We start from the raw sequence: 25,010 nt of genomic DNA on the forward strand, positions 1-25,010 counted from the left end.
TTTATTCTCTCTTTACTTCTGTTTTGAAATCAAATATTCTATCCGAAATTTTTTCTGCAAAAGGGGCATCATGTGTAATCGCCATCTGCGTCACACCGCGATCCTTAAGTTCTTGAATCACCTGTACAACCTGATCTGTTGAAAATTCATCTAAGGCCGAAGTCGGTTCGTCGTAGGCCAGAATTTTTGGATCCATGGCTAAGGCTCTAGCAATGGCAGCACGTTGTTTTTGCCCGCCAGATAATTGATAAGGATAAAGGTCAGCTTTATCTTCAATTCCCAGCTCGGCCAAAATATGTCGAACCTTCTCGACCGCCTGCTCCCGCTCGGTCTTTTTAACAAGCGTTGGTGCTAGAATCGCGTTTCCCAGAACCGTATACTGAGGAAACAGATTGAAATCCTGGAAGATAACGCCAACTAAAGCATTGCCGCCTTTTTCTTCAACATTGACTGTCTGTCCATCAATGATCATTTGACCAGAGTCAGCCGTTTCCAAGCCGGCAATGATGCGAAGCAGGGTCGTTTTACCAATACCGGATGGGCCAACGATACTGAGAACCTCACCATCATTCACTTTGAGATTTAAATTTTTGAAAACGTTTTTCCCGTTAAAACTTTTTGTCAATCCTTGCATATCCAGCATCATGCCCACTCCCGATAATTTGATTCGATCTTTTTCATAATGACGGTCGCTAATGCTGTAAATATCAGATAAAGAACTGCCACAATCACATAAGGCATCAGGCTGACATCCGCCACCGCATGTCCTTGTGCAATATAGAGAATGTCGACCAGACTGATAACGTATCCCAGTGACGTGTCCTTGATCAGATTGATCACCTCATTGCCAAATGAAGGAAGCACGATTTTAAACACCTGCGGCAGGATGATTTTGCTGAATGCCTGACGATGGCTGATGCCTAGCACAAAAGCAGCGTCATATTGGCCTTGTGGAATAGCTTGAATACCACCTCTAAATATCTCAGCCAGATAGCCCGCATAATTCAGGACGAAGACCAGTACAGCTGCTGTCATTTTCGGAAACACAAGCCGGTTATCTGTCGCGAGCGGCAAACCGAAATAGAAAAACATCAGCTGCAGCATCAGTGGCGTTCCGCGAATAATCCACACATAGGCGTTTAACAACCAGCGCAGGATGAAAAACTGTGAACGCAGGCCGATGGCAATCAGGATACCCAAGGGTGTAGCACCCAAAAGGGTCAGAATGAATAGGCCAACTGTGATGTTCAGACCGGTCAAAATGTCGGGTAAAATTGAGAAAATGTAGTTCATGCTTTCCTTTCTGGAATAAATAAAAAAACGCCCTCAATCAATAAAGATTGAGAGGGCGTTGTGCGCGGTTCCACCTCTTAACGCTATTAAATTGCTTTAATAGCCTCAGTGAGTCAAAGACTCTGACGATAACGGGCGACCCGGCAGTATTTCGGCTGCACTCACAGGTGTGGTTCGCTTGTATCAATGATCGACTTTCCAGCAGTGCCGATTCTCTTGGCATCTCAAACAAGTTACTCTTCTGTTCGTTGTGTTATTTATTCGATTGCTTAGAAGCTTACTCGGATTAAAATAATTTGTCAATCCTTTTAATGACAGTTATTAAATACCTCCTCCAAACAAGGAAAACGAGCCACAGATATCAATTTATTTCATAAATAAGTCAACATAAAGTCTAAAAAAGCGCAAAATAAATCTAACAATCACTTTAAAATTCATCATGAATCAAGCAAGAAGATCAACAATCAACGACGTTGCCCGTTTAGCAGGTGTGTCGATTACAACAGTTTCTCGTTTTCTTAACCACAACTATACAAAAATGTCTGAAGCAACCCGGCAAAAAATTGATGAGGCCGTGAAGCACAGTGATTACCATGTTAATCGCCAAGCACAAACTCTCAAAAAGCAATCGAGCAGACTGATTGGTGTCGTTGTAGCTGACGTTGAAAACTTTTTCTCATCCTTATTATTTAAAGGAGCTGACGAAGTGCTGGCCAAAAAAAATTTTCAGATCATTTTAATGAATTCCAATAATTCCCAGATTATCGAACGACGACAGATACAGCGCTTGCTTGAATTGCAGATTGACGGGATTCTTCTACAACCAATGAGCAGCAAGTCTAGCAATTACAGTTATCTACAAAAGCAACGAATTCCGCTCGTAATTGTCGATCGACAAATCCAGCCAACTCTCTGGCCAGAGGTTGTGACAGATAACTATGCTTACTCCAAAAAATTAGGTCAATTAATGATTCAGATGCAGTATCCGCAAATTCTTGTTGTCAGCGAACCCATTGACAAAAACTCAGCTCGCCAAGAACGTTATATGGCACTCTTCGATTTGCAAAAACAAAATTCATTTCAATTAGGCCTCGTTGAAATTCAAAAAACAACTAATGATGAAGAAATTTTTCAATCATTGCGAAAAAAAACCAATAACTTTCACACGAAAACAGCGCTCTATGCTCTAAAGGGACCGCTGCTTTTGCGCATTATGCGTATTCTAAACCAGCGGCATGTTAGCGTCCCGGACCAAATTGGATTATCAGCTTTTGATGATTGGGAATGGGCCAAATTAACTCATCCAGTCATGACAACAATTCAGCAAAATCCAAAAATAATTGGATCAACAGCGGCTCAGGTGCTTGTGAAAGAAATAGAAGGGACAAAGCCCATTAAAGCAGAAACTATAATTGTGGAAAGTCAATTAAACGTTGGCCACTCCTTGTGAATTTTTTATGAATCCAATTGACAGTTAAAAAAGTGCGTAGTAAGCTAATCTTTGTGCTCAGGGAAAACGTTTTCCTAAAAAGAAGCATAGTTAATTTAAAATTAACAAAGGAGACCTTCTTGAAAAATAATCAAATTGTTATAAACACATTAGTATTACAGCAACAGCACGATAAAGGACAGACACAAACTGCATTGGTAGATCAACTCGTCAATGCGGGCATATGGCGTATTGAGCTTCGCCGCGAATATTTCCATTTCTTTTTGCAAGAAATGGAAGCGCTTAATTATGCAAAATTGGGAAAACGTTTGACCTTATTTTATTCGGTGCCCGATGTCCTGTTTATACAAGGACAAGTAAACCCCAAATTATTACAATATTTCGCTGAAGCCAAGCTATTTGGAGCTAGTTACGTCAAACTGAATGTTGGTGATTTTGCTAGCTTTCACGGCGATCTTCAAAGGGAACTTGGGAGCATTCTGCCCAAGTCAATCGAGCTTAATGTGGAAAACGATCAAACACCTTTGAGTGGATCAGCTGAAAACATCGAGTCATTTCTTAAGAACGCAAAAGACCATCACGTCAAAGTGGGATTCGTTAACGACTTAGGCAATTGGATTTTCACAAAACAAGATCCTTTCACAGCTACAAAACGATTAAATCCCTTCACAAATTATCTTCATGTAAAAGATTATGTTATCGAAAATGGTCAGCCTAAAACAGTTGCAATCGATCAAGGCAATCTGGATTGGCGAGCATTGCTCAATTTAACAGCCGGTGATTTACCAGTCGCTTTAGAATATCCAGTTGAATCAATGACCCAGCTACAATTGGATATCAGTACTTTGGAAAAATACATAGAAAGCCGGCCCTAAAATGACGAATGTAATCATCGGATGTTTGCTGTTATTAACCTTCTTTGCCTTCATCTATTTTGTTATGCGCGGCGGCAATATCATGATTGGCTTCTTTTTCATGGCCATTTTGTGGACTGTGATTGGTGGAATCCCCTATCACACTGCCATCAACGATATATTTTCACAGCCAGCAATGGACTATGGATCAACAATTGTTGTGATCATCTTTGGTTCTTGGTTCGGTCGAGTGCTTGTTGACACGAATATTGCTGGATCGATTAGCCAGGAAACCATTAAAGTGAGCCGCAAGCATCCAATTACTGCAACGATTTTGGTTTGCCTAGTCACAGCCTTCATTTTCACCAGTTCTTATGGTGTCGGCGCTGTCATTGCCGTTGGTGTGATATTGCTACCCATCTTGGAGTCATTAGGCCTGCCAAAAAATATTTCAGTGGTCGCTTTTGTGCTTTCAGTGGGTGCACCAATGTATGTCAACATTGTCATTATTAAACAAATCCAATTGTTTTTCCCAAAAGTTATATATGGTAGCAAATATTTAGCGTATGGCTTTTCGGCGATGGCGATACAAATGCTGTTTGTAATAGCTTTTATCATCTTTCATGCCCAATCAATCCATGCTACTGAAAATACATCTGTCGCCACTATGAACAAGACACCTGCTTATAGTTTTTTCATTCCTATCCTGCCGGTATTGATGAATTTAGTTTTTGGTTGGCAACCAATCCCATCTTTGCTTTTATCCATTATTCTAGCCTTGTTGTTAACTGGAAATATGAAAACCTATCATGATTGTTTGAATTTAATTAATAAAACTATCAGTCAATCAATTTCCGATATCTCCGGTTTATTAGTGATGCTGTTTATTTTAACTATGTTTAGCGCAGCGGCTGTTAAAAATACCGCACGTTTCAGCAGCATTCTACAAAATATCGTCCCACACAGTCCTTGGATTATCGCGATTGTTTTTGCCATTTTGGCTCCTCTGGCACTTTTTAGAGGGCCACTCATGGTTTGGGGGGCCGGATCAGCAACTGCAGCAGTTATTGCCGGAACAGGCTTTTTTAATCAATATTTCGCTTTCGCTTTGATCACAGTACCAGCTGTATCAATGGCTGTTTCAGCGTGTGTGACCCAATCCTGGAACTTATGGGCTATTGAATACACACACTTAAACCCCAAAAAATTTCTGTTAACAGGTATTCCTTGGGGCTGGACCATTTGTGCCGCCAACTTATTGCTGGCCGTGATTATGTTTAATTAAATGAATAGATTAGGAGATGCAAGATATGGAACAAGCTAATCATTTTGACACACAATACTTTCGCTTAGATGGTAAAAATGCCATTGTCACAGGCGGGGCATCCGGGCTGGGACAATACTATACACGGGCCCTGATGCAATCGGGTGCTAATGTACTGGTTGTCAGCCGTAGCGAAACTGGTTGGCAGGAAACGGCCGAATCAGTCAAAGGCAGTGGACAAAAAATAAAATTTTTAAAACAAGATATCACCGATGCCGATGCACCAGCCACCATTGTTAACTACGCCGAAAAGATATTCGGCAAGATCGATATTCTTGTTAACAACGCCGGTATGCAACGGCGCAATAAATGGCAGGATTTTAATGATCAGGATTGGCGGGCTGTGATTGATTTAAATCTCAATGCTGTGTATTTTTTGTCCCACGCCGTTGCTAAAGTCATGGCTGAACAGCATGCTGGCAAAATTATCAATATTGCTTCGATGCAATCATACCGAGCGGGCAAATTTATTTTCCCTTATACAGCTAGTAAACATGGCATCATCGGTCTAACCAAGGCCTACGCAGATGCCTTGGCAGCCAGTAATATCCAAGTCAATGCTTTGGCACCAGGATATATTAACACGCCCATGACACAGGCCTTACGTGACGATAAAGGGAGAAATGAAGAAATTTTGTCCCACATTCCAGCGGCACATTGGGCCGATCCATCAGAATTGATGGGCGCAATTGTTTTTCTCGCCAGCACGGCTTCGAATTATATTACCGGTGTCACACTGCCAGTAGATGGCGGATATCTACTGAGATAAAAAACCAAAAAAGGAGAAAGAACCATGAAAGTAGTTGTACCTAAAAATTTATCACAAGCAGGGAAAGATTATTTGTTAACGCATCATTTCGATCTAATTACAGTACCAGACGATCGACAGGAAACCATTTTAAAATACGGTCAAGACGCAAATGGCATTATTCTAATGACCGACCCTTTTGATAATGAGACGTTAAAACAATTTCCTAATTTGAAAATTATTGCTCGCCATGGTGTGGGATTCGATAATGTTGATCCAACATTTGCAGCCAAACAAGGTGTTGTTGTCACAATCACACCGACAGCAAATGCAGCAACCGTGGCCGAAACGACTTTAGCTGAAATTTTTGATCTATCGAAAAACTTAACACGCGTTTCACATGAAATGCGCCTGGGAAACTTCGCCTACAAGACCACTCATATGGGTTTTGATTTAAATGGTAAGACACTTGGCGTCATGGGGTATGGCCGAATCGGCCGAATCGTTGCCCAAAAAGCTGAAGCCCTAGGGATGAAGGTCTTAATTTTTGATCCGTTTATTAAAGACAGCCAAGTCGGAAAGCTAGTTGACCGAGACAGCTTAATCAGTCAAGCTGATATTATTACACTTCATTTGGTTGTCAATGAACAAACTACGCATTCGTTTGGAAAGCGCGAATTCAGTCTCATGAAAAAGACGGCTTCCTTGGTTAATTTGGGTCGCGGGGCTCTAATTGATGAAACAGCGCTTATAAAGGCCTTAGCCGAGCATCAAATCCGTGCCGCAGCCTTAGATGTGTTTGATGCAGAACCGTTGCCGTTAAGCAGTGCGTTTTATCAACTCGATAACGTACTGTTAACACCGCATATTGCTTCTAATACGAAAGAATGCATGGAAAGAATGGCTGTCGATTCAGCAAGTGAAGTTGTACGTGTTCTGTCTGGTAAAAAAGCCAAGTGGGCCGTGAATCAAGTGGAATGAGAATATATAGTTAACTAAAAAACTACCATTTACTATGGTAGTTTTTTAACAAAAATATGTGAATTATAGATTTAACCAAGATTATCTGGCACACTAATAGATTTTTTTACCTAATTCATCAATTAATTGGAAGAAACGGTCGTGATCTACCTTGGTAACAAGGGTGATCGGCCGACCATCGGCTGTTTCAAAAGTCCGGCCGTCTGACGGGCTGCTGACTGAAACATCACTCAAAACTTCTTTAGTTTCGGCCACGTCATGATAACCGCTGTATAGGGTCGTCAGCACATCCCACATGAAATAAGTCGAATTTGTCTCAAAGTGGTCTAGGGGTGGTACTAACGCATAACCCTGACCGATCAAATCCAAAATCGGATACTTGCGCTGTGATGCCCAGTGACGACGAATATCACGCGTCAATGGGACCTGGCGCGTACTTTCCAGCCCAACCATATGAATCTTGATGGACGAATCCCAGGCATCTTTAACGGCCTGCGGATCCCAGTAAGCGTTCCATTCGATTGTGCCATCTTGCTCAGGTTCGGCTACGTTGCCCTTGTTGTCTAAAGTACCGCCCATCCAATAAAGCTCGTCAATTTTATCCGTAATCGTCGGATCAATTTTTAAAGCACGAGCCAGATCACTCAAAGGCCCAGTCATGACCAAAGTGGTTTTGCCTGTCTGAGCCTGCAGTTTGTCAATTAAATCCAGATGCGCCGCTTTATCAGCGACAGCTGTCTGAATATGGCCGCTTTCGTTTAACAGTGGAAAGGCATCAAAAGAAAATGCATCCATGCGCCATTCTTTAGGAAAAGGATGAACAGCACGCGAGTCAGATGCTGCCGGCTGAATTTGCAGACCATGGCCAAAACGGTCAATCAGCTTTCTCGTTGCCGACAAGGCCGGTTCCAAATAAGAATCAGCACCCATGACGCCCACGCCGGTCAGGTTAATATCCTCCATTTGCATCAGCAAAAGCAGCGAAACTAAATCATCGACACCACCATCATGACTAAAGTACACATTTTTCTTCATTAGTAATTTTCTCCTCCTAAAAAGATTAACAAATTCGTTCAGCTAAATTGTAAAGAACGTGCCAGCTGCACCGCTCGACGTGCTAACAATTGCTGAGCATCGATCACGCGGTCCGATTCATAGGCTTCGCGCTGCTGAGCCACCGATAACTCTGTACAGGCTAAAATCACACAATCACACTTTTCATCGATGAGCATGTGCTCAATCAAGGCGTGGAAACGTACCCGGTTCACTTGGTCGGCTTCTTTAACATCCTTGTAAATGACATCCATGACTTTCTGCTGCCAAACAGGGTCGGGCAAGATTGTCTGATAGCCCAATGCAGCAATATGCGGTTGGTAAATAGCTGCATCAATCGTACCGGAAGTCGCTAATAAGCCAACACGCAAATTCTTAGAAGAAAATTGTTTACAAGCGGCCGCAGCTAAACTCGGCATATCTAAAATCGGCATGTGTGCGGCTTTTTGCAACTGGGGCAGAAAATAATGTGCCGTATTGCAGGTAATCAAAATAAAATCGGGAGAAAGCTGGTTCATTTGCTGGACATCTTCGATTAAAAAAGGCAGTGGATTTTTTTTAGAACGACCCAAAATATAGGCTGTGCGGTCTGGTATGGCTGCGTGATTAAAAACAATGTAATTCAAATAATCTTGGTCTTTTTGTGCCCTAGCCAATTGATTAATGCTGTCAATAAATGCCTCAGTCGCACGCGTACCCATGCCGCCTAAAATACCGAAAAAATTTTTCATGCCATACCTCGCAAATCTATTTAACGAGAATATACACTAAAGCTCTTTGAATATTGACGAGCATGTCATAAATCTTAACAGCAAAAGGAATCTTAGCGGCTCAAAGGTCATGCAGAATATCCGCCTGTTGTTTGCTGCGCAAGCCGCCAAACAACAATATCTGAAATTAATTGATAATCGATTGGCTGGTCAAAAGGCAGCTGAATCGTACCCTTGGAAGTTTTATAATTTTTCAGCCGGTCGGCAAAAACCGCGGGAGCTCGACCGCCCGGGTATATGCCAATGTGATTTTTAAAGGCCGCAAAATGAATCAAGTTCGTCCCTTGCCAAAAAGTCGGCATGCCATAAGAAATTTTTTCGGTGGCGTCTGGTGCGGCAGCTCTAATTGTTTGACGGATTTTCTGAAGAACCGGTTGTAAAGACTCCGCCTGTGCAGCTATATAATCATCAATATTGCTAGTTGCCATATGATTATCCTCTAGGAAAATTTTTAAATACATTCGGTTCATATCATTACAGTTCTTGATACTCTTTTTGCCTATCAGATGCCGATAACAAGGGCTAAAAAGTCTCAAGACAAGCATATTGTAACCTTATTTTCACTCGCTTTGGCTTGTCCTGTATCTCCCTGGCAGGCAACTATATCAGCTTAGAGAATATGTTATTATTATCACATACTGTTGAAGCGGACTCATCCAGAAACAGTATTGCAAATATAAGCGTTTTCAATAAACGCAGCATTGTCCGCAATCTTCTCATTGGAGAGAATGACTATGAAATTAAAAGAAAAGGTGGCTATTGTCACCGGCGGTACATCAGGTATCGGAGAAGCTTCAGCGATATTGTTCGCTGCTGAGGGCGCAAAAGTGGTCGTTGCTGGCCGTAATCAGGAAAACGGCCGTGCGGTCGTTCAACATATCAAAGATCAAGGCGGCGAAGCCGTTTTTGTTCAAGCCGATATGTTAAATACTGATGACATTGATAAGCTGTTGAACACCACAATTGAGGCATACGGCAAAATCGACATTTTATTCAACAATGCAGGTATTTCAGTGGCCAAACCGCTTGAGGAAATGACCTACGAAGAGTTTGACAATGTCATGGATACTAATCTGAAAGCACCTTTTCAGATGTGCAAACAAGCGATGCCTTATTTGATGAAAACCAAAGGTACGATTCTTAATACAAGCTCCATCGCGGGCCTCTCGACAAATTCAAATAGTTATGCCTATAGTGCTTCAAAAAGTGCCTTGATTTCTCTAACCAAGGTCCTGGCGCGCGATTACGCTGCAAAAGGTGTTCGCGTTAATGCCATCTGCCCGGGCATTACCGAAACACCGATCTTAAATACCGTTAATGGCGAACAGATGTCATACCTGGAGGCTATCATTCCAATGCAAAGAGTTGGACAGCCGATAGAAATTGCCAAGCCCGCATTATTCTTGGTCTCTGATGATGCATCATATATCACTGGTTCGACTTTAGTTGTTGACGGCGGCATCACATTAGTTTAACAGCAATAAAAAAGCCCTCCCTGCGAGGGTTTTATTGTGTCTAAAAGAGGAATCAGCAGCACACCCCCCACGTGTTTTGCAGTAGCGAGAATGATGCACTTTATTTCTAGAATTCAAAATTTTTTACCGCCCCGCGACAGTGCAAAACACTACCAAAGCAGGCAACTACAGACTCATAAGCTTATTTCATAATAATCTGTCGTGGATGCCTCCGCATAACCGCACACATCCTAAACGATACGAGATTTAATCATCCGAATAATTGGAACCATATCAGCCAAGTGCATCCCTCTCGATTTTCCACTCATCCATTTCTTCTTTAACAGGAACAAGCCCAAACTTTTCGTACATGTTCATTGCTTTGTCGTTGCATGCAGCCACCGTCAAAAAAATCGGTGTGCGATGAGTTTGTTGAAGTTTCGCGACAACGAAATTCAATAGCTTTTTCCCGTAGCCTTTGCCCTGAGACTGCGGTGTCACCATCACTTTCTCAACCTCATAACAGTTTTCCTCTTCGTTATGATAAATCCGAATGCTTCCGACAAGCTCATTGTTTTCAAACCAGAGATATGTTTCGCGTTTTTGAACTTCGTCAAGCGGGAAAAATTGGCGAATCGTGCTATGCATTTTGCTAAATAAATCAAAGAAGATTTCATTGCCAACTTTTTGATAGATATCGTAATATTTGTCTTCAAACAAAGTCAACTTCGGTCCCAGATCTGATGCGACAATGCCACCAATATATGTCATTCTTATAAACCAGGCGTATACAATCCCGCTTGCTTTATCTATTCGTAATGGATAATCTGCTCTCATCATTTTCCTTCTTTTATCAGTGCATGCAAATTGTATCGACCGCTAAAATCCCCTTCGCGAGTTTCAATATTTTTTAGTTGTCAATTTATAGCTCTGACTTTTTTAATCTCTTGCCTCTTAACTAATTCTTAACTCGTGTCATCAACAGCACGCACTCCACATGCATGGTCTGCGGGAACTGATCAATCGGCTGTACAGGTTTGGCCACTTGATAACCTTGCTGCCTAAGCAAAACGACATCGCGTACCAAAGTGGCCGGGTTGCAGGAAACATAGACAAATTTTTTCGGCTGCATCTGGCCAACAGCCTCAATCAGTTCTGGTGAAAGACCTTTTCTTGGCGGGTCAACAAAGACCACATCCGGGCGAATACCGGCCTGTGCCCATTTAACAAATTGTTCGGGCGCATCAGCCGCGATGTACTCGGCGTTTTGAATATGATTGGCCTGCATGTTTTTCTTGGCATCAGCGACAGCCGGTGCAACGACTTCCACACCAATCACTTTTTTCACTTGGCTGGAGATATACAAGCCAATTGTGCCGATTCCCGAATAGGCATCGACGGCTAATTCATCCCCGGCAAGATCTGCCATCTCAGCAGCTTTCTGATATAAAACGGCTGTCGTCTGCGGATTAACTTGATAAAAAGAATTCACGCCAATCTCAAAATCCAAGCCCAGTAGTGTGTCATGAATCACGGGGCTGCCATAGAGAACGCGATTATCCAGACCCAACTGGACATTAGTCTGCTTGGGATTGTAATTTAAAATCAGGCTGGTCAAATCCGGTAAAGCTTTTTTAATCGCAGCAACAACCGCTTTTTCCTGCGGCAATTTTTTGCCAGTTGCAACGATCGCCAGCATCATTTGACCCGTGACGTAGCCACGGCGCACCATTAAATAACGCAGCAAGCCTTCCCGTGTGATTTCGTCATAAGCGGAGACACCAAAACGATTCAGCACATCACGTGCAATTCCGACAGCAGCATCAATTTTCGGATCGTTTAAATAATAGTCATTGATTGGCACGAGCTTGTGCGACCCGCGGCGATAAAAACCCGTCGTCAGACGTCCCTGCTGAAACTTAATCGGTACGACCGTCTTATTGCGGTAATGAGTCGGGTTGGCCATGCCAATGGTCGGCAGCACCTCAACCTGATCGAGACCCGCTTTATGAAACAGCTGACGGACTTGTTCTCTTTTAAAAGCCAGCTGTGCCGGATAAGCGAGATTTACAAGCGGTGCGATGCCACTGGCAATCATGTCGGCATGCTCGCTAATCACGCGGTCCGGTGAAGTGGTCAGTCGTTTTAGCACACGAGCAAAGGCATAAGAATTTAAAACACGCGTAATGGCAAAAGAGATTTTCTCGCCTGGCAGGCTGTCGGAAACAAAAATCGGAAAGTCATCAATTTTGACGACCCCGAGCCCTTCATAGGTCAAATCGATGACATCCCCGACTAATTCTTGATTTTTAACCAAATTAGGACGATCTTTTTTACTCACTTACTGCCTTCCTTGTGCTTTTTGACCAATTTTGAGGCCGTTTTAAATTCTTCTTCAGCTCGCTTAACCATCACTTCATTGGCTGTCTGAGCCCGCATACGAGACCCGGGACGCATTTTGGAAGTCTCGGCAACAAATTCAATATGCTGCTGGAGATTTTCAAAGGCCATTGGCGCCACACCACCAAACTCGCCATCTAAATTCACTTTCATCTGGTCATTAGATAAAGGCGCAACGGCTACTTTGCTCGTCTTGATATAAGTGATCAGCTTGTCTTTGATGTGTGAACCATTGTTCAGCGCCTTGGTAATCAAGTTAAACAGCTGAACAATATTTGATTTTTCGACAATTAGCAAGGAAAATTTTCCGTCATCCAGTTTGGCATCGGGGACAATTTTTTCAAAACCGCCGACTGAATTGGTTAGGGCCAACAATACCAGGCTGACTTCACCTTCATAAACACCATCATCATAACTAATTCGCACTGGCACTGATTTAATCCGCGTAATCAGCTCGGCACCTTTTGTAATATAAGCCAAATAACCGTACAACGACTTCAGCATGGATGGCACTTCATAAGTCAATTCAGACAAAGTACCCAAGGCGCCGATATTCATAAAGTAGTCCAGGCGTGATTTGCCATCGGTGATTTTGCCGATATCCATTTTGATCGTTTCGTGCTTATTGATTGCTTTGGCTGCTTCGACTAAATCATCGCGCGGAATTTTTAAGGCACGCGCATAATCGTTGGTAGTCCCAGAAGGAATAACGGCCATTAAAGGGCGTTTGTCTAAACCTGAAATGCCATTGACGACTTCATTAACTGTCCCATCTCCACCGGCAGCCACAACTAAATCAAACCCATCTTGAGCTGCTCGTGCTGCTTCATCGCGCGCGGAAAAAGCCTTAGGTGTTGTTTCAAATACAGATGTCTCATAACCAGCCTTCTCGTAAACTTTCATGATTTCGACTAAATCTCTTTGAATGGCTTCACGTCCAGAGGAAGGGTTATAAATTATACGTGCTCGTTTCATATAAAAACAATTATAGAGGATAACGGGACGGCCATGGACAAAAAAAGACCGCTAGAGAGGCGGTCTTAGAAGTCATATGCAATTTAGCGCTTGCTCAATTCAGCCAGCAGCAGTTCATGAACCACTTTAGGATTGGCATTGCCATGCGTACTTTTCATTACTTGGCCAGTCAAATAACCAATCGCACGATCTTTACCGCCCTTAAAGTCATCAACAGATTGCTGGTTATTATCCAGAATCTGACTAATCATCGGCGTCAATTTTGATGGATCGGATAATTGTACAAGACTATTTTCCGTGACATAAGCCTTGGGGTCTTTACCTTCGGTAATTGCAGTGAAGACTTTTTTGGCTTGCTTCGTCGAAATTGTACCATCATCAATCAGCTTGATCAATTCAGCTAAATTAACTGCCGTCAATTTGGTGTTTTGAAGATCTAATTGCGTCTCGTTCAGATAGGCATTAACATCCCCGATCAAATAGTTGGCAGCCCGCTTTGGATCAGCACCGTTGGCAACTGTCTGATCAAAGAAGTTGGCCATTTCCAGTGTCTGCGTCAGTACAGCAGCATCTTTACCCGAGAGACCGAACTCAGTCGTATAACGGTGAACACGCGTAGCAGCCGCTTCCGGCAAACGCGACCTGACTTCATCAATCCAAGCATCGGAAACGTGAATTGGCGGCAAATCAGGTTCTGGGAAATAACGGTAATCATCAGCGCCCTCTTTGACACGCATCAAGATCGTTGACTTGGTCGGCTCATCAAAACGACGCGTCTCTTGACCAATTGTGTGACCGGCCATTAATTCTTCACGTTGGCGTTCCTCTTCATAAATCAATGTGTTGCGAGCATATTGAAACGAGTTGACGTTTTTAATTTCGACTTTGGTACCAAACTTCGCGGCCCCGATCGGACGAACGGAAATATTGATATCAACACGCATCGAGCCTTCCTGCATCTTCACATCAGAAATACCCGTGAATTGGATCAGCTGACGCAGTTTCTCCAAATAAAGGTAGGCTTCTTCAGGGCTGGTAATATCTGGCTGGGAAACAATTTCCACCAATGGCGTCCCTTGACGATTCAAATCGACCAAGGAATAGCCCTTGCCAGAATGCGAGTTCTTGCCGGCATCCTCTTCGACATGCAGTTCTTTAATTCCAATACGCTTAGTCTGACCATCAGGCATCTGAATTTCCACATAACCATCATGTCCGATCGGCGTCTGCTGTTGAGTCACTTGATATGATTTCGGGTTATCAGGATAAACATAATTTTTTCGATCCCAATGTACATCACGCGAAATCTGTGCATTCAGTGCCAAAGCGGCCATCATACCGCCTTCTAGAGCGGCTTTGTTGGCAGAAGGCAGAACGCCAGGATAGCCCCAATCAATCACGTTCGTATTTTCATTAGCCGGATCACCAAAATTAACCGGCGAAGGTGAAAAGGCTTTGGATTTTGTTTTTAATTCAATATGGACTTCCAGCCCAATTGTTGTTTCAAAACTCGACATTAGAAACTCACCTCCGGATGCTGTTCATATAGTTTTGTCGCCTGTTCAAAGGCATAGGCTGCACGGTAAATCGTACTTTCATCAAAAGGACGGCCGATAATCTGCAGACCGACTGGCAGATGATTAGCAAAACCGGCATTAATCGACATACCTGGCAGACCAGCCAAATTCACAGGAATTGTCAGCAAATCATTCATATACATTTTGACTGGATCATCATCTTCAGAGCCAAGGTCAAAGGCTGTCGAAGTCGTCGTTGGGCCCAAAATCAAATCATGATCCTGAAAAACTTTAGTAAAATCAGACACAATCAAAGTCCGGACCTGAGCGGCCTTTTTAAAGTAGGCATCATAGAATCCGGCTGACAAGGCGAATGTTCCTAACATAATTCGCCGTTTTACTTCTGGACCAAAGCCTTCAGAACGTGTCTTGACATACAAATCTTCTAGAGTCTGGCCTTCTTGACGTGCTGAATAACCGTAACGAATACCATCAAAACGCTGCAGATTCGAAGAAGCCTCAGACGAAGCTAGAATATAGTAGGCGGCAATGCCGTATCGAGAATGCGGCAGGGAAACTTCATCAACGACGGCACCTAATTCCTCAAATTTAGCAATCGCTTTTTTGATGGTTGCTTTGACGTCGTCGTCGATACCCTTAGCAAAATATTCCTTAGGCACGCCCACACGTAAGCCCTTAACACCGCCTTCAATGTTGGCTAAAAAGTCCGGTACCGGGCTGTCTTCGCTTGTCGTATCACGAGGGTCTTTGCCAGCAATCACTGACAAAACACGTGCATTATCTTTAACAGTCCGTGTCAAAGGACCAATCTGATCCAAGCTGGAACCAAAGGCAATCAGTCCCCAGCGTGAGACACGGCCGTACGTTGGTTTCAAACCAACAATGCCGTTAAAAGCAGCCGGCTGACGAATCGAACCGCCTGTATCAGAACCCAATGCAAATGGGATCAGGCCGGAAGCAACAGCTGCTGCCGATCCGCCCGAAGAACCTCCGGGAACCTTTGTATGATCCCAAGCGTTTGCCGTCTTGCCAAAGAACGAGGTCTCAGTTGAACCGCCCATGGCAAACTCATCCATGTTCGTTTTGCCAATCACGACCAATCCTAGTTTGTTCAGCTTTTCCATGACGGCTGCATCATAAATTGGGATAAAGTTGTCCAAAATATGCGAAGCAGCTGTTGTCCGAAGCCCCTTGGTGACAATGTTATCTTTGACAGCCAAAGGAATGCCGGAAAAAATATTGTCAGCGTCAATGCCGGCAGCGTCGATTTCAGCAGCGCGTTTTAAAGCACCTTGACGGTCCAAAGTGATATAGGCATTGACGTCTTTTTGGGCATGTTCAGCTTTATCTAAAGCTGCCTTTGCCAAGTCAACAGCGGTAATTTCCTTATTGACTAATTTTTTGTGCAAACTAACTAAATCTTCCTGAAAAAAATCAGTCATCTCAGCTCTCCTCATCAATAATCGCGGGAACTTTAATCTGCCCGTCCTGCGTTTCCGGCGCATTGGCCAATAAAGCAGCCTTTTGTCCTGACTTGACAGCCAAGTCTTCTCTTAACACATTGACATTATTTGAAACAGTATAGGTCGGCTCAACACCTTCCGTATCGACCTCGTTTAATGTCTCGACAAGGTCTAAAATACTGGCTAATTGACCGGTCAGTACATCTAATTGCTGATCGGAGAAATGCAGCTTGGCGAGTTGTGCGACATGGGCCGCATCTTCGCGTGGTAATGAATTTGACATAGTGCCCCCTTGCTAAAATTTTAACAGTTTGCGGCTTGGACAAAAAGAAAAAGCGGAATTGAATTCCGCTTACGACTTATCACATCTTATGTTTTACAAGTGTCTTATAACGCGAATACCAAAGATCAACATAACCCTGTGAAAAAGGTCCGGCATGTGTGTTAATCATGTTAATCAAAATCTTTGTGTGTGCCCGGAGGATTTCGTCAATCTCAGGCGGATAATGCCACAATTGACTATGCGCAACATATTCATCTGCATCAAGCAGATGTTTTGTGCCGTTTGTTAGTACTTTAATATCAAGGTCATAGTCGATGTACTTCAGCGCCTCTTTGTCCATGACGTAAGGACTTGCCAAATTGCAGTAGTAACTTACGCCGTCGCTGCGCATCATCGCAATAATGTTAAACCAGTATTTATTATGAAAATAGACAAGCGCCGGTTCGTGTGTGACCCAACGCCGGCCATCATCCTCTGTCACGAGCGTGTGGTCATTCAATCCGATAATGGCATTTTCACTGGTCTTTAGAACCATCGTATCGCGCCAGGTGCGATGCAGGTGGCCATCGTGCTTGTAACTTTTGATCGTGATAAAGTCGCCTTCCCGCGGATTGCGAGCTGCGTCTTTAGTCATAATCTTACCTCAAGACATTTCGTCTTCGTTTAAAGTTTAGCACAGTGGCTCCTTTTTCAGATGGCGGCTAAACTTTCCGGATGCAGCTTTAACCATTGATAAGCAATAATACCGGGCGCAGTCGTGACTTTGCCGGACAAAATCAATTGTTCCAATTCAACAAAAGTGACAAAAAGCGTTTTGACAAACTCACTGGGATCAAAATGTTTATCGCTTTTGCCGATCAGCCCGGAAAGCAGCATCAAATGAGTCGCTTCATTTGTAAATCCTTCACTAGTGCTGATTAGAAAAATCTCTTTGGCATCTCGATAGGACAAGCCCAACTCTTCTCGTGCTTCACGAAGCGCAGCTGTCTTGGGATCTTCGCCTGGATTAATCAGGCCGGCTGGAAAACTGGTCCTTTCGGCGTTCAAGCCGGCACGATACTCGCGGCCTAAAGCTAATTTAATGCCGCCATCTATGCGTATTGGTGCGACAAAAGCCACAGCATCCCCATGCAAAACGACTTGTCGATCAACGGTCAGCCCATCAGGTGTGTGAATCTTTCGATCCACAACATCGAAGATCTGGCCATGAAATTCTTTTGTTTCCTTTAAAATTTTTCCTTTTTCAGTCACCTTGTTCCCCAATCACTTTATCAATCAACTCGGCAGAAAAACCTTTTCCATACAGATACTGACGGGCTTTATAGGGACGTTCTCGGCCATATTTGCTATAACGCGGCCAAATTCGCGCCAGCACGCGGCGAGCGTTTTCTAATTGCACATCTGGATCTTCGCTAAAGTCTAATTTCTCTAAAACAGTTTTAATCAAATCAGCATCATAACCTTTGCCGTACAAAGCCTGATTAATTTTCTGTCTTTGAATCATGGCCGGATTTTTCGCATAATGTTTTTGAAATTTTTCCGCCAAAGCCAAGGCATTCTCCGCCTGATTATCAGTTTTATAATCTTGCATGGCAGCTTGTATATCGGCCGGCGCAATGCCCAATGCCTGCAATTTTCTGCTGATGACTAGCGGGCCGACGGATAAAAGACGCGCCTGCGTGTGGACAAAATTCTCAGCATAAATCCGATCATCAATATATTTTTCTTCTTTTAAATGCGTGACTGCACTATCGATTGCCTCGGCATCGAAATGCTGTGAACGCAGTTTATCACGAAGTTCCTTTTCGGTGCGAAGATGGTGAGACAAAAAAGTCAGTCCGCGCGAAAGCGCACGAGCCGACTCTTCAAACTTTTTAATCGTTGAAACTTCTTGATCATCCAATTCGCGATTTTTGGCCAAACCGAACTTAATCAGCGTCATTTCCGTGATGCCAAAAGCGAACTTGCCATCCAGCTCAAGATTATAACGGCCGTGAATTTTCTGAGCCGATATTTTTGTAATCTTTTTCGTCATTAATTAAATCATACGAAGTCTTAATTAGATTTTAAAGTTGTCCCAATCCTTAATCAGATATTTGTCATCAATATCCGGATCTTGTGAGGTCAGAATCTTCGGGCCGTCGTGGGTAATCACAAGCGTATGCTCAAACTGCGCCGACCAGCCGCCGTCTTTTGTTGAAACGGTCCAGCCATCTCCAGCGTAATCAGTTTTAACTTCCCAAGTGCCTGTGTTGACCATCGGTTCAATCGTAATTGTCATGCCGGGCCGCAAACGCAAACCGTGACCGGCAACACCAAAATGCGGCACCTGCGGATCTTCATGCATAGTTGGGCCGATGCCATGCCCGATATACTCGCGCACGTTGCCAAAATGGTTCTCATCTGTGACATAGTGGTCAATTGCAGCGCCAATATCACCAATACGGTTACCGACAACGGCCTGGTCAATACCAATATATAGGGCCTTATGAGCAACTTCATACAGACGTTCGATTTCCGGACTGACAGTTCCAACGCGATAAGTCCAAGCAGAATCTGCCAAACCATGATTCTTTTCGACAACTGTGTCGACCTTGACTAAGTCACCGTTTTCCAAAATCAGGCCTTTACGAGGAAAGGCGTGGGCCACTTCATCATTGACTGAAACAGTCACAGCATATTTAAAACCCTCAAAACCGATTTGACTCGCAATAGCACCGTGCCCTTCAATATAGGCACGTGATTTTTCTTCGATTTCCCAGGTATCCAATCCAGGCTTGATCAAACTGCGCAGCATGTGATGCATACCGCTAATCACATCACCAGCAGTATCCATCTCTTTTATTTCGTTAACACTCTTTAATGTAATCATACCTTCGATTATATGCCTTCTATTTTTTTACTTATGTTCTTTCTCAATATAGATTGGGCGCCGCTTAGACTCCAAGAAAATGGCCGCAATATAACGGCCGACAATCCCGAGGCTGGCCATTTGCAGACCGCCAAAAAACATAATAATCACGGTAATCGTCGTCCAGCCGCCAATTGCAATTGCTGGATCCAACAGCTTTCTGACAATCACAAAAATGCCGCCAATCAAAGCTAGAAGGGTCGTCACAGAACCCAAAACGGTCACAAAAGTCAGCGGTGCCGTCGAAAAAGAAATGATCCCGCTAATCGCATATTTGAAAAGTTTCCAAAAACCCCACTTGCTGCGGCCTTTTTCTCTTTCGATATTTTCATAACTGATGTACTCGGTATTAAAGCCGATCCAGGTGAACAAGCCCTTTGAAAAACGCTGATTTTCCGGCATGGCCAACAAAGCCTGAACCATCTGCCGGCTCATAATCCGATAGTCGCGGGCACCTTTCACTAATTTCGTCGAAGAAATCTTAGAAATAAAATGATAAAACAAATCAGAACAAAAACTGACAATAACCTTTTCGCCTTTACGATTCGACCGCCTTGTTGCCACGCTGTCTAGGTGCTCTGTCACTAATTTTTTCAGCATTTTTGGCAATAAAGCAGGCGGATCTTGCAGATCCACATCCATGATAACTGCAAAATCATAGTGCTGTGCATAAGACAATCCCGCATAGATTGCAGCTTCTTTACCAAAATTCCGGGAAAAAGACACAAAATGTATATGACTGTCCTGAGCCGATAGGGCCTTTATCTGTGCTAAAGTCCCATCGCTTGACCCATCGTCAATGTACCAGATATCATAACTCAGTTGATTTAAAGGCTCGGGCAAAGCAGCTAAACTGTCCCGGGTTAAATCCCGCCTGAGGGCATGATAAAAAAGTGGAATATTCTCTTCTTCATTTGTGACCGGCACAATAATTGCGAGTGTGGGACTAACGGAATTCGGCATACTTATAGTTTATAGATTTTTTTGGCGTAATAAAGCGGGACACCCAGGGCAACAATCAAAAGAGAGATAAGAATACCGAAAAGCTGCTGCCCAGTGGGGTCAGTAAAGGCATTCACGATTGTCGAAATTTCGATGAACAAAGTCCCAGCAATTGCCAATATCGGAAATAAGGGATGAAGCGGCGCTGAAAAATGCGGTTTTCTCTGCAGGCGGCGACGCATAATAAACACCGCCACAAAAGTCAGCAGATAAAATAGGAAGCTCACAAAAACCAGCCAATCGGATAAATCTTGTGAAGATGAAAAAGCATTCAATAACAAAGCTGCGATCACGATTTCAAAAATAGTAGCATAGTTAGGCGTTTTGGAATGTTTACCTAAAGTATGAAAGAATCCAGAAAAAGGCAGCTGCCCTTTGTCGGCCATTTCAAAAACAACTCTAGGAAAACTGAGAATTTTAGAATTCAAGGTGCCAATCACAGAAATCATGACACCAATGTCCATCAAGCGGCCACCAATCGGACCAAAAGCATCGGACAAAATATGGAAAGGTGCCTGATCACCCAAAGCAATGATTTCTTTTGCAGGCAGCGACTTGAAAACGCCAAAAGAGACACCCATGTAGGCCAGCAGCACGATAAAAATGCCAGTCGTCACAGCTCTTGGCAGTGTCTTTTGAGCGTTTTTAATCTCGCCGCCCAAATTAGAGATCACAACCCAGCCATCGTAAGCAAACAGCGTCGATAAGACGGCCACGCCGAAGTTGCCTTGCCCGATTTGATTGGCAAACAGGTTGACCAGACTGCTCGTTGCGCCAGCGTGACCGAAGAAAAGACCAAAAATAATCAAGGCAAAAATAGGGATCATTTTGATACTGGTTGTCGTAATCGCAAACACACGGCTGACACGGTTTTCCAGCATATTCATTAGTGCAATTAGAATACAAGCTGCTACGGCAATACAAAAAACACTATTAAGAGAGAAAATCCCAAAATCGAATTTTGCCGGTAAATGAAAAAAAGTCACAAAAAGGGTCGAAAAAAAGTAGGAAACTGAAGCGATTAAAGCCGGCCCGTAAAAAGAGATCTGCATCCATCCAGCTAAAAATCCCCAGAATTTTCCGAAAATCTTACTAATATAGATATAAATGCCGCCCGTCTGAGGCATTTCGGATCCGAGTTCGGCAACAGACATGGCTGACGCCAAAGTCACGATCCCGCCGACGAACCAAGCCAATAAGGCCATCGATGTCGATCCGGCTTCTTGAAGTACCCGCCCCTGTTTAAAAAAGATCCCTGATCCGATAACCGTACCAATGACAAGTGATAAAGTACCGAAAAATCCAAAATTTCGTTTGAGTTGCTGCTCGTTTTCAATCATAAGTTTGTCCCAGTATAATGGGCAGAAAACTTTAAAGCAAGTTTTTTTTAAACTTTTTTGCATTACTTATTGAAAGTAAGTACAATATAGGAAAGGAGATCATCATGGCAATTTCAGTATTAGATTCCGCTTCGTTTGAGCCGGAAACAAAATCAGGCGTGACTGTCACTGATTTTTGGGCAACTTGGTGCACACCCTGCAAAATTCAAGCACCGATTCTTGAGAAAATCTCTGAGACAATGACTGACGTCAAATTCAGCAAGATCGATGTTGACCAGAATCAGGAGACAGCTTCCGGATTGGGCATCCAGGCTATCCCAACTCTGATCATTAAAAAGGACGGTCAGGTTGTTGACCGCGTGGTTGGCGTGCATAATCAAAAACAATTGAACGAAATTATCAACAAATATCGTTCTTAAGTGTTGTGAAATTTTATACTTTTATTTCGAAAACCTGCATGATAGCGGGTTTTTATTTTTATTCTAAATTCACAAGTGATAGAATACAAACGAAGAAAAGAAGAGGTATTTAATGGCGGAAAACAAACGTTTTGGGGCCGATCTTGTACTCGAGTCCCTTTTGAATCATGAAGTTAAGTATATTTTTGGTATTCCCGGTGCCAAGATTGATCGGCTTTTTGAAGCAATTGCCCACACACCCGGTGCACCAAAATTAGTAATTACTAAACACGAACAGAATGCAGCTTTTATGGCCCAAGCAGTCGGCCGTTTGACAGGAAAACCCGGCGTGGTCCTTGTCACATCCGGCCCTGGTGCATCTAACTTGGCGACAGGAATTTTAACCGCACAGACTGAAAATGACCCGGTAGTCGCAATTGCTGGCCAAGTGCCGCGTAATGATTTGTACCGGCGGACTCACCAGTCAACGCCTTCGGTACTGCTGTTCAACGGTATTACGAAATTTACGACAGAAATTCAGGATGCTGAAAATATTTCCGAAGTAATTGCAAACGCTTTTGATGCCGCTACCAAAGCACCACAAGGTGCATCCTTTATCAGCCTGCCGCAAGATGTTGATGACAGTCCTGTCACAAGCAAAGCGCTTGCAAAAGTTCAGACTATCACGGCTGGCCCAGCTGATTTAGCCGGCATCAAATCCTTAGCAGATAAGGTTCGTCAAGCCAAACTGCCTGTCATTCTCGTCGGCCAAAGAGGCTCAGATGAAAAAGTCGTTGCAGCCCTGCATGCCTTTTTGCACGGGGTTAAATTACCAGTTGTTGAAACATTCCAAGGCGCCGGCGTGATTGATCACAGCCTGCTGCAGCAATCATTCTTCGGACGTGTCGGCCTGTTTGCCAACCAAGCCGGTGATCAGTTATTAAAAGCTGCTGATCTAGTAATCACAGTGGGTTATGATGCCGTCGAATACGAACCCCGTGTCTGGAACAAGGAAAACCGTTTGCAAATCGTCACGATCGATTCGACCGATGCGCAAATTGACGCACACTATAACCCAGCCTTCCAATTGGTCGGCAATATTGCTCAAACATTGAATTTGCTGGCTGATGAATTGCAGGATTACACAGTCAGCGACGCTGTTGAACAACGCCTGACAGCTTTTCGTGATCAGCTGCAGACAGAACCCGGCGGACCTAAATTCCAGCCTGCTGACGGCCTCTCGCATCCCTTGGATGTCGTTCATGCGATTCAAAAACAAGTCACAGATGACATGACCGTGACTTTGGATGTCGGATCTGTCTATATTTGGATGAGCCGTTTCTTCCGCTCCTACCGTCCGCGCCATTTCCTGATTTCTGATGGCATGCAGACTTTGGGTGTGGCACTGCCTTGGGCGATCGCCGCTTCCTTGGTCCGTCCTGATGAAAAAATCGTCAGTGTCTCCGGTGATGGCGGCTTTATGTTTTCCAGTGCAGAATTGGAAACGGCTGTTCGTTTGCACGCAAACATTGTCCACATTATTTTTAACGACCAAGGCCACTACGACATGGTCAAATTCCAAGAAGAAATGAAATATGGTCAGTCAGCCGGTGTTGATTTCGGCAAGATTGATTTCGTTAAATATGCAGAATCCTTTGGTGCCAAGGGCCTGCGCGTGGATAATCCCGATCAGATTGACTCAGTTCTTAGCGAAGCCTTTAATTGGAACAAAGGTCCGGTTGTTGTGGATGTTCCAGTCGATTACTCGCACAACACGGAGCTGTATGCTGATTTGATCCAAGGAGCGACAGACTAATGGCTGACTTTTCAAAAATTTACCAGCACGGTATCCTAGCACAAATCATGGATGGCCAATATGACGGTACGACAACAGTTGGTGATCTGTTGACTCATGGCGACTTTGGCATTGGCACCACCACCGGTATCGGTGTGGAATTAATCGTTCTAGACGGAAAGGCCTATGGCGTCCCAAGCAGCGGCAAAGTCCGTTTGCTGGATTTGCAGACTGAAAAAGTGCCTTTTGCAACTGTGAACTTTTTTGACAAACAGCTGCCTAAAGAAACTTTGACCGACATGACTTCAGCCGCCTTTGAAAAACACGCCGTTGAACACGGCGCTTTGCAAAATGTCTTTACAGCTGTCCGCCTGCATGGTGAGTTTACAGATGTCCTAGCGCGCTCTGCTGATCAGCAGCAAAAACCTTATCCGCCCTTTGCAACAGTTGCTGCCTCTCAGCATGAATTTCACGCCGATAAGCTGCAGGCGACCATCTTGGGTTACTACACACCTTCAGTATATGAAGGGGCTGCTGCTGCCGGATTTCACCTGCACATCTTAGCTGATGATCATTCCTTCGGCGGCCATCTGCTGCATTTTCATATCAAACAAGCTGATTTACAGCTGCAAGTATTTGATGATTTCCAACTGCATCTACCAACCAGCAACAAGATTTTCCGTGACCGCCAATTAGACCTACCGACTTTAAAAGCGGCCATGCGGAAAACCGAATAAAAAATTATTACTCTTTATGCCAGGCTTAGTTGCCTGGCTTTTTTATTGACAAAAAGTCCATTTTACAATGTGGCATAACTTCCAAAAGACCAGATTTTTCCCTTGACTCACCTTTATGAAAGCGCTACCGTAGATAGCGATGGGGAATGTGAGCGAACGGGTAAAAAACCAGTCATACCGGCACTTTTGGCTGTCACATTTTTCATGAAAAGCATAAAAAACGACCTGTAATCGTAAACTA

General features: G+C 43.7%; 26 protein-coding genes. 9 read left to right on the plus strand and 17 right to left on the minus strand.

Features of this window, described 5'->3' with window-relative positions:
• Position 1 precedes the first annotated feature (1 nt).
• Together ABF487_RS01725 and ABF487_RS01730 are read right to left on the minus strand one after the other, a co-directional pair.
• Positions 2-643 (minus strand): amino acid ABC transporter ATP-binding protein, encoded by a 642-nt coding sequence (locus ABF487_RS01725; RefSeq protein ID WP_415633638.1) that lies wholly within the window; start codon positions 641-643, stop codon positions 2-4.
• Positions 643-1,293: an amino acid ABC transporter permease gene (locus ABF487_RS01730; protein WP_007744581.1), complete on the minus strand. Its 651-nt coding sequence runs from the start codon at positions 1,291-1,293 to the stop codon at positions 643-645. Before ABF487_RS01730 ends, ABF487_RS01725 begins: the two co-directional genes overlap by 1 nt.
• A gap of 439 nt (positions 1,294-1,732) precedes the next feature.
• Between ABF487_RS01730 and ABF487_RS01735 the strand changes: the two genes are divergently transcribed.
• The 5 genes from ABF487_RS01735 to ABF487_RS01755 all read left to right on the plus strand — a co-directional run bounded on the left by ABF487_RS01735 (position 1,733) and on the right by ABF487_RS01755 (position 6,650).
• On the plus strand, positions 1,733-2,743 hold the full coding sequence (locus ABF487_RS01735; protein ID WP_007744582.1) for a LacI family DNA-binding transcriptional regulator: 1,011 nt from the start codon (positions 1,733-1,735) through the stop codon (positions 2,741-2,743).
• A gap of 119 nt (positions 2,744-2,862) precedes the next feature.
• Positions 2,863-3,618 carry a sugar phosphate isomerase/epimerase family protein gene (locus ABF487_RS01740; protein WP_415634306.1) on the plus strand — a complete coding sequence of 252 codons (756 nt, stop codon included), beginning with the start codon at positions 2,863-2,865 and terminating at the stop codon, positions 3,616-3,618.
• Position 3,619: 1 nt separating this feature from the next.
• On the plus strand, positions 3,620-4,882 hold the full coding sequence (locus tag ABF487_RS01745; RefSeq protein ID WP_415634307.1) for a gluconate:proton symporter: 1,263 nt from the start codon (positions 3,620-3,622) through the stop codon (positions 4,880-4,882).
• A 25-nt stretch (positions 4,883-4,907) separates the two neighbouring features.
• Complete coding sequence (locus tag ABF487_RS01750; protein WP_007744586.1) at positions 4,908-5,690, plus strand: glucose 1-dehydrogenase; 783 nt, start codon at positions 4,908-4,910, stop codon at positions 5,688-5,690.
• A gap of 24 nt (positions 5,691-5,714) precedes the next feature.
• Positions 5,715-6,650 (plus strand): phosphoglycerate dehydrogenase, encoded by a 936-nt coding sequence (locus ABF487_RS01755; protein WP_007744591.1) that lies wholly within the window; start codon positions 5,715-5,717, stop codon positions 6,648-6,650.
• 93 nt (positions 6,651-6,743) lie between these two features.
• On the opposite strand, the gene ABF487_RS01760 is transcribed toward ABF487_RS01755, so the two are convergent.
• The 3 genes from ABF487_RS01760 to ABF487_RS01770 all read right to left on the minus strand — a co-directional run bounded on the left by ABF487_RS01760 (position 6,744) and on the right by ABF487_RS01770 (position 8,901).
• Complete coding sequence (locus ABF487_RS01760; RefSeq protein WP_415634308.1) at positions 6,744-7,685, minus strand: nucleoside hydrolase; 942 nt, start codon at positions 7,683-7,685, stop codon at positions 6,744-6,746.
• A 38-nt stretch (positions 7,686-7,723) separates the two neighbouring features.
• Complete coding sequence (locus ABF487_RS01765) at positions 7,724-8,434, minus strand: aspartate/glutamate racemase family protein (protein WP_007744593.1); 711 nt, start codon at positions 8,432-8,434, stop codon at positions 7,724-7,726.
• Positions 8,435-8,541: 107 nt separating this feature from the next.
• The gene (locus ABF487_RS01770; protein ID WP_007744594.1) at positions 8,542-8,901 is read right to left on the minus strand and encodes an iron chaperone; all 360 of its coding nucleotides are present in this window, start codon (positions 8,899-8,901) and stop codon (positions 8,542-8,544) included.
• A 306-nt stretch (positions 8,902-9,207) separates the two neighbouring features.
• Between ABF487_RS01770 and ABF487_RS01775 the strand changes: the two genes are divergently transcribed.
• On the plus strand, positions 9,208-9,948 hold the full coding sequence (locus ABF487_RS01775) for an SDR family NAD(P)-dependent oxidoreductase (RefSeq protein WP_415634309.1): 741 nt from the start codon (positions 9,208-9,210) through the stop codon (positions 9,946-9,948).
• Positions 9,949-10,221: 273 nt separating this feature from the next.
• Here ABF487_RS01775 and ABF487_RS01780 read toward each other — a convergent pair whose 3' ends face one another.
• The 12 genes from ABF487_RS01780 to ABF487_RS01835 all read right to left on the minus strand — a co-directional run bounded on the left by ABF487_RS01780 (position 10,222) and on the right by ABF487_RS01835 (position 21,839).
• Complete coding sequence (locus tag ABF487_RS01780) at positions 10,222-10,767, minus strand: GNAT family N-acetyltransferase (RefSeq protein WP_415634310.1); 546 nt, start codon at positions 10,765-10,767, stop codon at positions 10,222-10,224.
• A gap of 118 nt (positions 10,768-10,885) precedes the next feature.
• Complete coding sequence (rlmD, locus tag ABF487_RS01785; RefSeq protein ID WP_415634311.1) at positions 10,886-12,268, minus strand: 23S rRNA (uracil(1939)-C(5))-methyltransferase RlmD; 1,383 nt, start codon at positions 12,266-12,268, stop codon at positions 10,886-10,888.
• Positions 12,265-13,302, minus strand: a complete 1,038-nt coding sequence (locus tag ABF487_RS01790; RefSeq protein ID WP_028291811.1) for a diacylglycerol kinase family lipid kinase — start codon at positions 13,300-13,302, stop codon at positions 12,265-12,267. The genes rlmD and ABF487_RS01790 overlap by 4 nt, the downstream gene beginning before the upstream one ends.
• Positions 13,303-13,385: 83 nt before the next feature.
• On the minus strand, positions 13,386-14,819 hold the full coding sequence (gatB, locus tag ABF487_RS01795) for an Asp-tRNA(Asn)/Glu-tRNA(Gln) amidotransferase subunit GatB (protein WP_415634312.1): 1,434 nt from the start codon (positions 14,817-14,819) through the stop codon (positions 13,386-13,388).
• Positions 14,819-16,282, minus strand: coding sequence for an Asp-tRNA(Asn)/Glu-tRNA(Gln) amidotransferase subunit GatA (gene gatA / locus ABF487_RS01800; RefSeq protein WP_415634313.1), 1,464 nt, complete (start codon positions 16,280-16,282; stop codon positions 14,819-14,821). The genes gatB and gatA overlap by 1 nt, the downstream gene beginning before the upstream one ends.
• Before the next feature lies 1 nt (position 16,283).
• Positions 16,284-16,586 carry an Asp-tRNA(Asn)/Glu-tRNA(Gln) amidotransferase subunit GatC gene (gene gatC, locus ABF487_RS01805; RefSeq protein ID WP_007744617.1) on the minus strand — a complete coding sequence of 101 codons (303 nt, stop codon included), beginning with the start codon at positions 16,584-16,586 and terminating at the stop codon, positions 16,284-16,286.
• Positions 16,587-16,665: 79 nt separating this feature from the next.
• The gene (locus ABF487_RS01810) at positions 16,666-17,220 is read right to left on the minus strand and encodes a DUF402 domain-containing protein (RefSeq protein ID WP_415634314.1); all 555 of its coding nucleotides are present in this window, start codon (positions 17,218-17,220) and stop codon (positions 16,666-16,668) included.
• A gap of 56 nt (positions 17,221-17,276) precedes the next feature.
• Positions 17,277-17,837 carry an NUDIX hydrolase gene (locus ABF487_RS01815; RefSeq protein WP_415634315.1) on the minus strand — a complete coding sequence of 187 codons (561 nt, stop codon included), beginning with the start codon at positions 17,835-17,837 and terminating at the stop codon, positions 17,277-17,279.
• Complete coding sequence (recX, locus tag ABF487_RS01820) at positions 17,830-18,621, minus strand: recombination regulator RecX (RefSeq protein WP_415634316.1); 792 nt, start codon at positions 18,619-18,621, stop codon at positions 17,830-17,832. The genes ABF487_RS01815 and recX overlap by 8 nt, the downstream gene beginning before the upstream one ends.
• Before the next feature lie 24 nt (positions 18,622-18,645).
• Positions 18,646-19,458, minus strand: a complete 813-nt coding sequence (gene map / locus ABF487_RS01825; RefSeq protein ID WP_415624544.1) for a type I methionyl aminopeptidase — start codon at positions 19,456-19,458, stop codon at positions 18,646-18,648.
• Positions 19,459-19,485: 27 nt separating this feature from the next.
• Complete coding sequence (locus ABF487_RS01830) at positions 19,486-20,460, minus strand: glycosyltransferase family 2 protein (RefSeq protein WP_415634317.1); 975 nt, start codon at positions 20,458-20,460, stop codon at positions 19,486-19,488.
• Between the two features lie 2 nt (positions 20,461-20,462).
• Positions 20,463-21,839, minus strand: coding sequence for an APC family permease (locus ABF487_RS01835; RefSeq protein WP_415634318.1), 1,377 nt, complete (start codon positions 21,837-21,839; stop codon positions 20,463-20,465).
• Between the two features lie 104 nt (positions 21,840-21,943).
• Between ABF487_RS01835 and trxA the strand changes: the two genes are divergently transcribed.
• From trxA to budA, 3 genes are all read left to right on the plus strand, one after another.
• On the plus strand, positions 21,944-22,258 hold the full coding sequence (trxA, locus tag ABF487_RS01840; protein WP_007744629.1) for a thioredoxin: 315 nt from the start codon (positions 21,944-21,946) through the stop codon (positions 22,256-22,258).
• Positions 22,259-22,370: 112 nt separating this feature from the next.
• Positions 22,371-24,053 (plus strand): acetolactate synthase AlsS, encoded by a 1,683-nt coding sequence (gene alsS / locus ABF487_RS01845; protein ID WP_415634319.1) that lies wholly within the window; start codon positions 22,371-22,373, stop codon positions 24,051-24,053.
• Positions 24,053-24,769: an acetolactate decarboxylase gene (budA, locus tag ABF487_RS01850; RefSeq protein ID WP_007744634.1), complete on the plus strand. Its 717-nt coding sequence runs from the start codon at positions 24,053-24,055 to the stop codon at positions 24,767-24,769. The genes alsS and budA overlap by 1 nt, the downstream gene beginning before the upstream one ends.
• The last annotated feature ends 241 nt before the right edge of the window (positions 24,770-25,010 follow it).

Origin of the sequence: Oenococcus sp. (genome assembly GCF_047725585.1) — a bacterium.
GTDB lineage: Bacteria > Bacillota > Bacilli > Lactobacillales > Lactobacillaceae > Oenococcus > Oenococcus kitaharae_A.

Bases quoted from the DNA above. Each gene is read 5' to 3' on its own strand.
- ABF487_RS01835 (WP_415634318.1), bottom strand. From the start codon at position 21,839: ATGATTGAAAACGAGCAGCAACTCAAACGAAATTTTGGATTTTTCGGT.
- trxA (WP_007744629.1), top strand. From the start codon at position 21,944: ATGGCAATTTCAGTATTAGATTCCGCTTCGTTTGAGCCGGAAACAAAA.
- map (WP_415624544.1), bottom strand. From the start codon at position 19,458: ATGATTACATTAAAGAGTGTTAACGAAATAAAAGAGATGGATACTGCT.
- ABF487_RS01725 (WP_415633638.1), bottom strand. From the start codon at position 643: ATGCTGGATATGCAAGGATTGACAAAAAGTTTTAACGGGAAAAACGTT.
- ABF487_RS01765 (WP_007744593.1), bottom strand. From the start codon at position 8,434: ATGAAAAATTTTTTCGGTATTTTAGGCGGCATGGGTACGCGTGCGACT.
- ABF487_RS01750 (WP_007744586.1), top strand. From the start codon at position 4,908: ATGGAACAAGCTAATCATTTTGACACACAATACTTTCGCTTAGATGGT.
- alsS (WP_415634319.1), top strand. From the start codon at position 22,371: ATGGCGGAAAACAAACGTTTTGGGGCCGATCTTGTACTCGAGTCCCTT.
- ABF487_RS01730 (WP_007744581.1), bottom strand. From the start codon at position 1,293: ATGAACTACATTTTCTCAATTTTACCCGACATTTTGACCGGTCTGAAC.
- ABF487_RS01780 (WP_415634310.1), bottom strand. From the start codon at position 10,767: ATGATGAGAGCAGATTATCCATTACGAATAGATAAAGCAAGCGGGATT.
- gatB (WP_415634312.1), bottom strand. From the start codon at position 14,819: ATGTCGAGTTTTGAAACAACAATTGGGCTGGAAGTCCATATTGAATTA.
- gatC (WP_007744617.1), bottom strand. From the start codon at position 16,586: ATGTCAAATTCATTACCACGCGAAGATGCGGCCCATGTCGCACAACTC.
- ABF487_RS01830 (WP_415634317.1), bottom strand. From the start codon at position 20,460: ATGCCGAATTCCGTTAGTCCCACACTCGCAATTATTGTGCCGGTCACA.
- ABF487_RS01745 (WP_415634307.1), top strand. From the start codon at position 3,620: ATGACGAATGTAATCATCGGATGTTTGCTGTTATTAACCTTCTTTGCC.
- ABF487_RS01735 (WP_007744582.1), top strand. From the start codon at position 1,733: ATGAATCAAGCAAGAAGATCAACAATCAACGACGTTGCCCGTTTAGCA.
- ABF487_RS01810 (WP_415634314.1), bottom strand. From the start codon at position 17,220: ATGACTAAAGACGCAGCTCGCAATCCGCGGGAAGGCGACTTTATCACG.
- recX (WP_415634316.1), bottom strand. From the start codon at position 18,621: ATGACGAAAAAGATTACAAAAATATCGGCTCAGAAAATTCACGGCCGT.
- ABF487_RS01770 (WP_007744594.1), bottom strand. From the start codon at position 8,901: ATGGCAACTAGCAATATTGATGATTATATAGCTGCACAGGCGGAGTCT.
- ABF487_RS01755 (WP_007744591.1), top strand. From the start codon at position 5,715: ATGAAAGTAGTTGTACCTAAAAATTTATCACAAGCAGGGAAAGATTAT.
- budA (WP_007744634.1), top strand. From the start codon at position 24,053: ATGGCTGACTTTTCAAAAATTTACCAGCACGGTATCCTAGCACAAATC.
- gatA (WP_415634313.1), bottom strand. From the start codon at position 16,282: ATGACTGATTTTTTTCAGGAAGATTTAGTTAGTTTGCACAAAAAATTA.
- ABF487_RS01790 (WP_028291811.1), bottom strand. From the start codon at position 13,302: ATGAAACGAGCACGTATAATTTATAACCCTTCCTCTGGACGTGAAGCC.
- ABF487_RS01775 (WP_415634309.1), top strand. From the start codon at position 9,208: ATGAAATTAAAAGAAAAGGTGGCTATTGTCACCGGCGGTACATCAGGT.
- ABF487_RS01760 (WP_415634308.1), bottom strand. From the start codon at position 7,685: ATGAAGAAAAATGTGTACTTTAGTCATGATGGTGGTGTCGATGATTTA.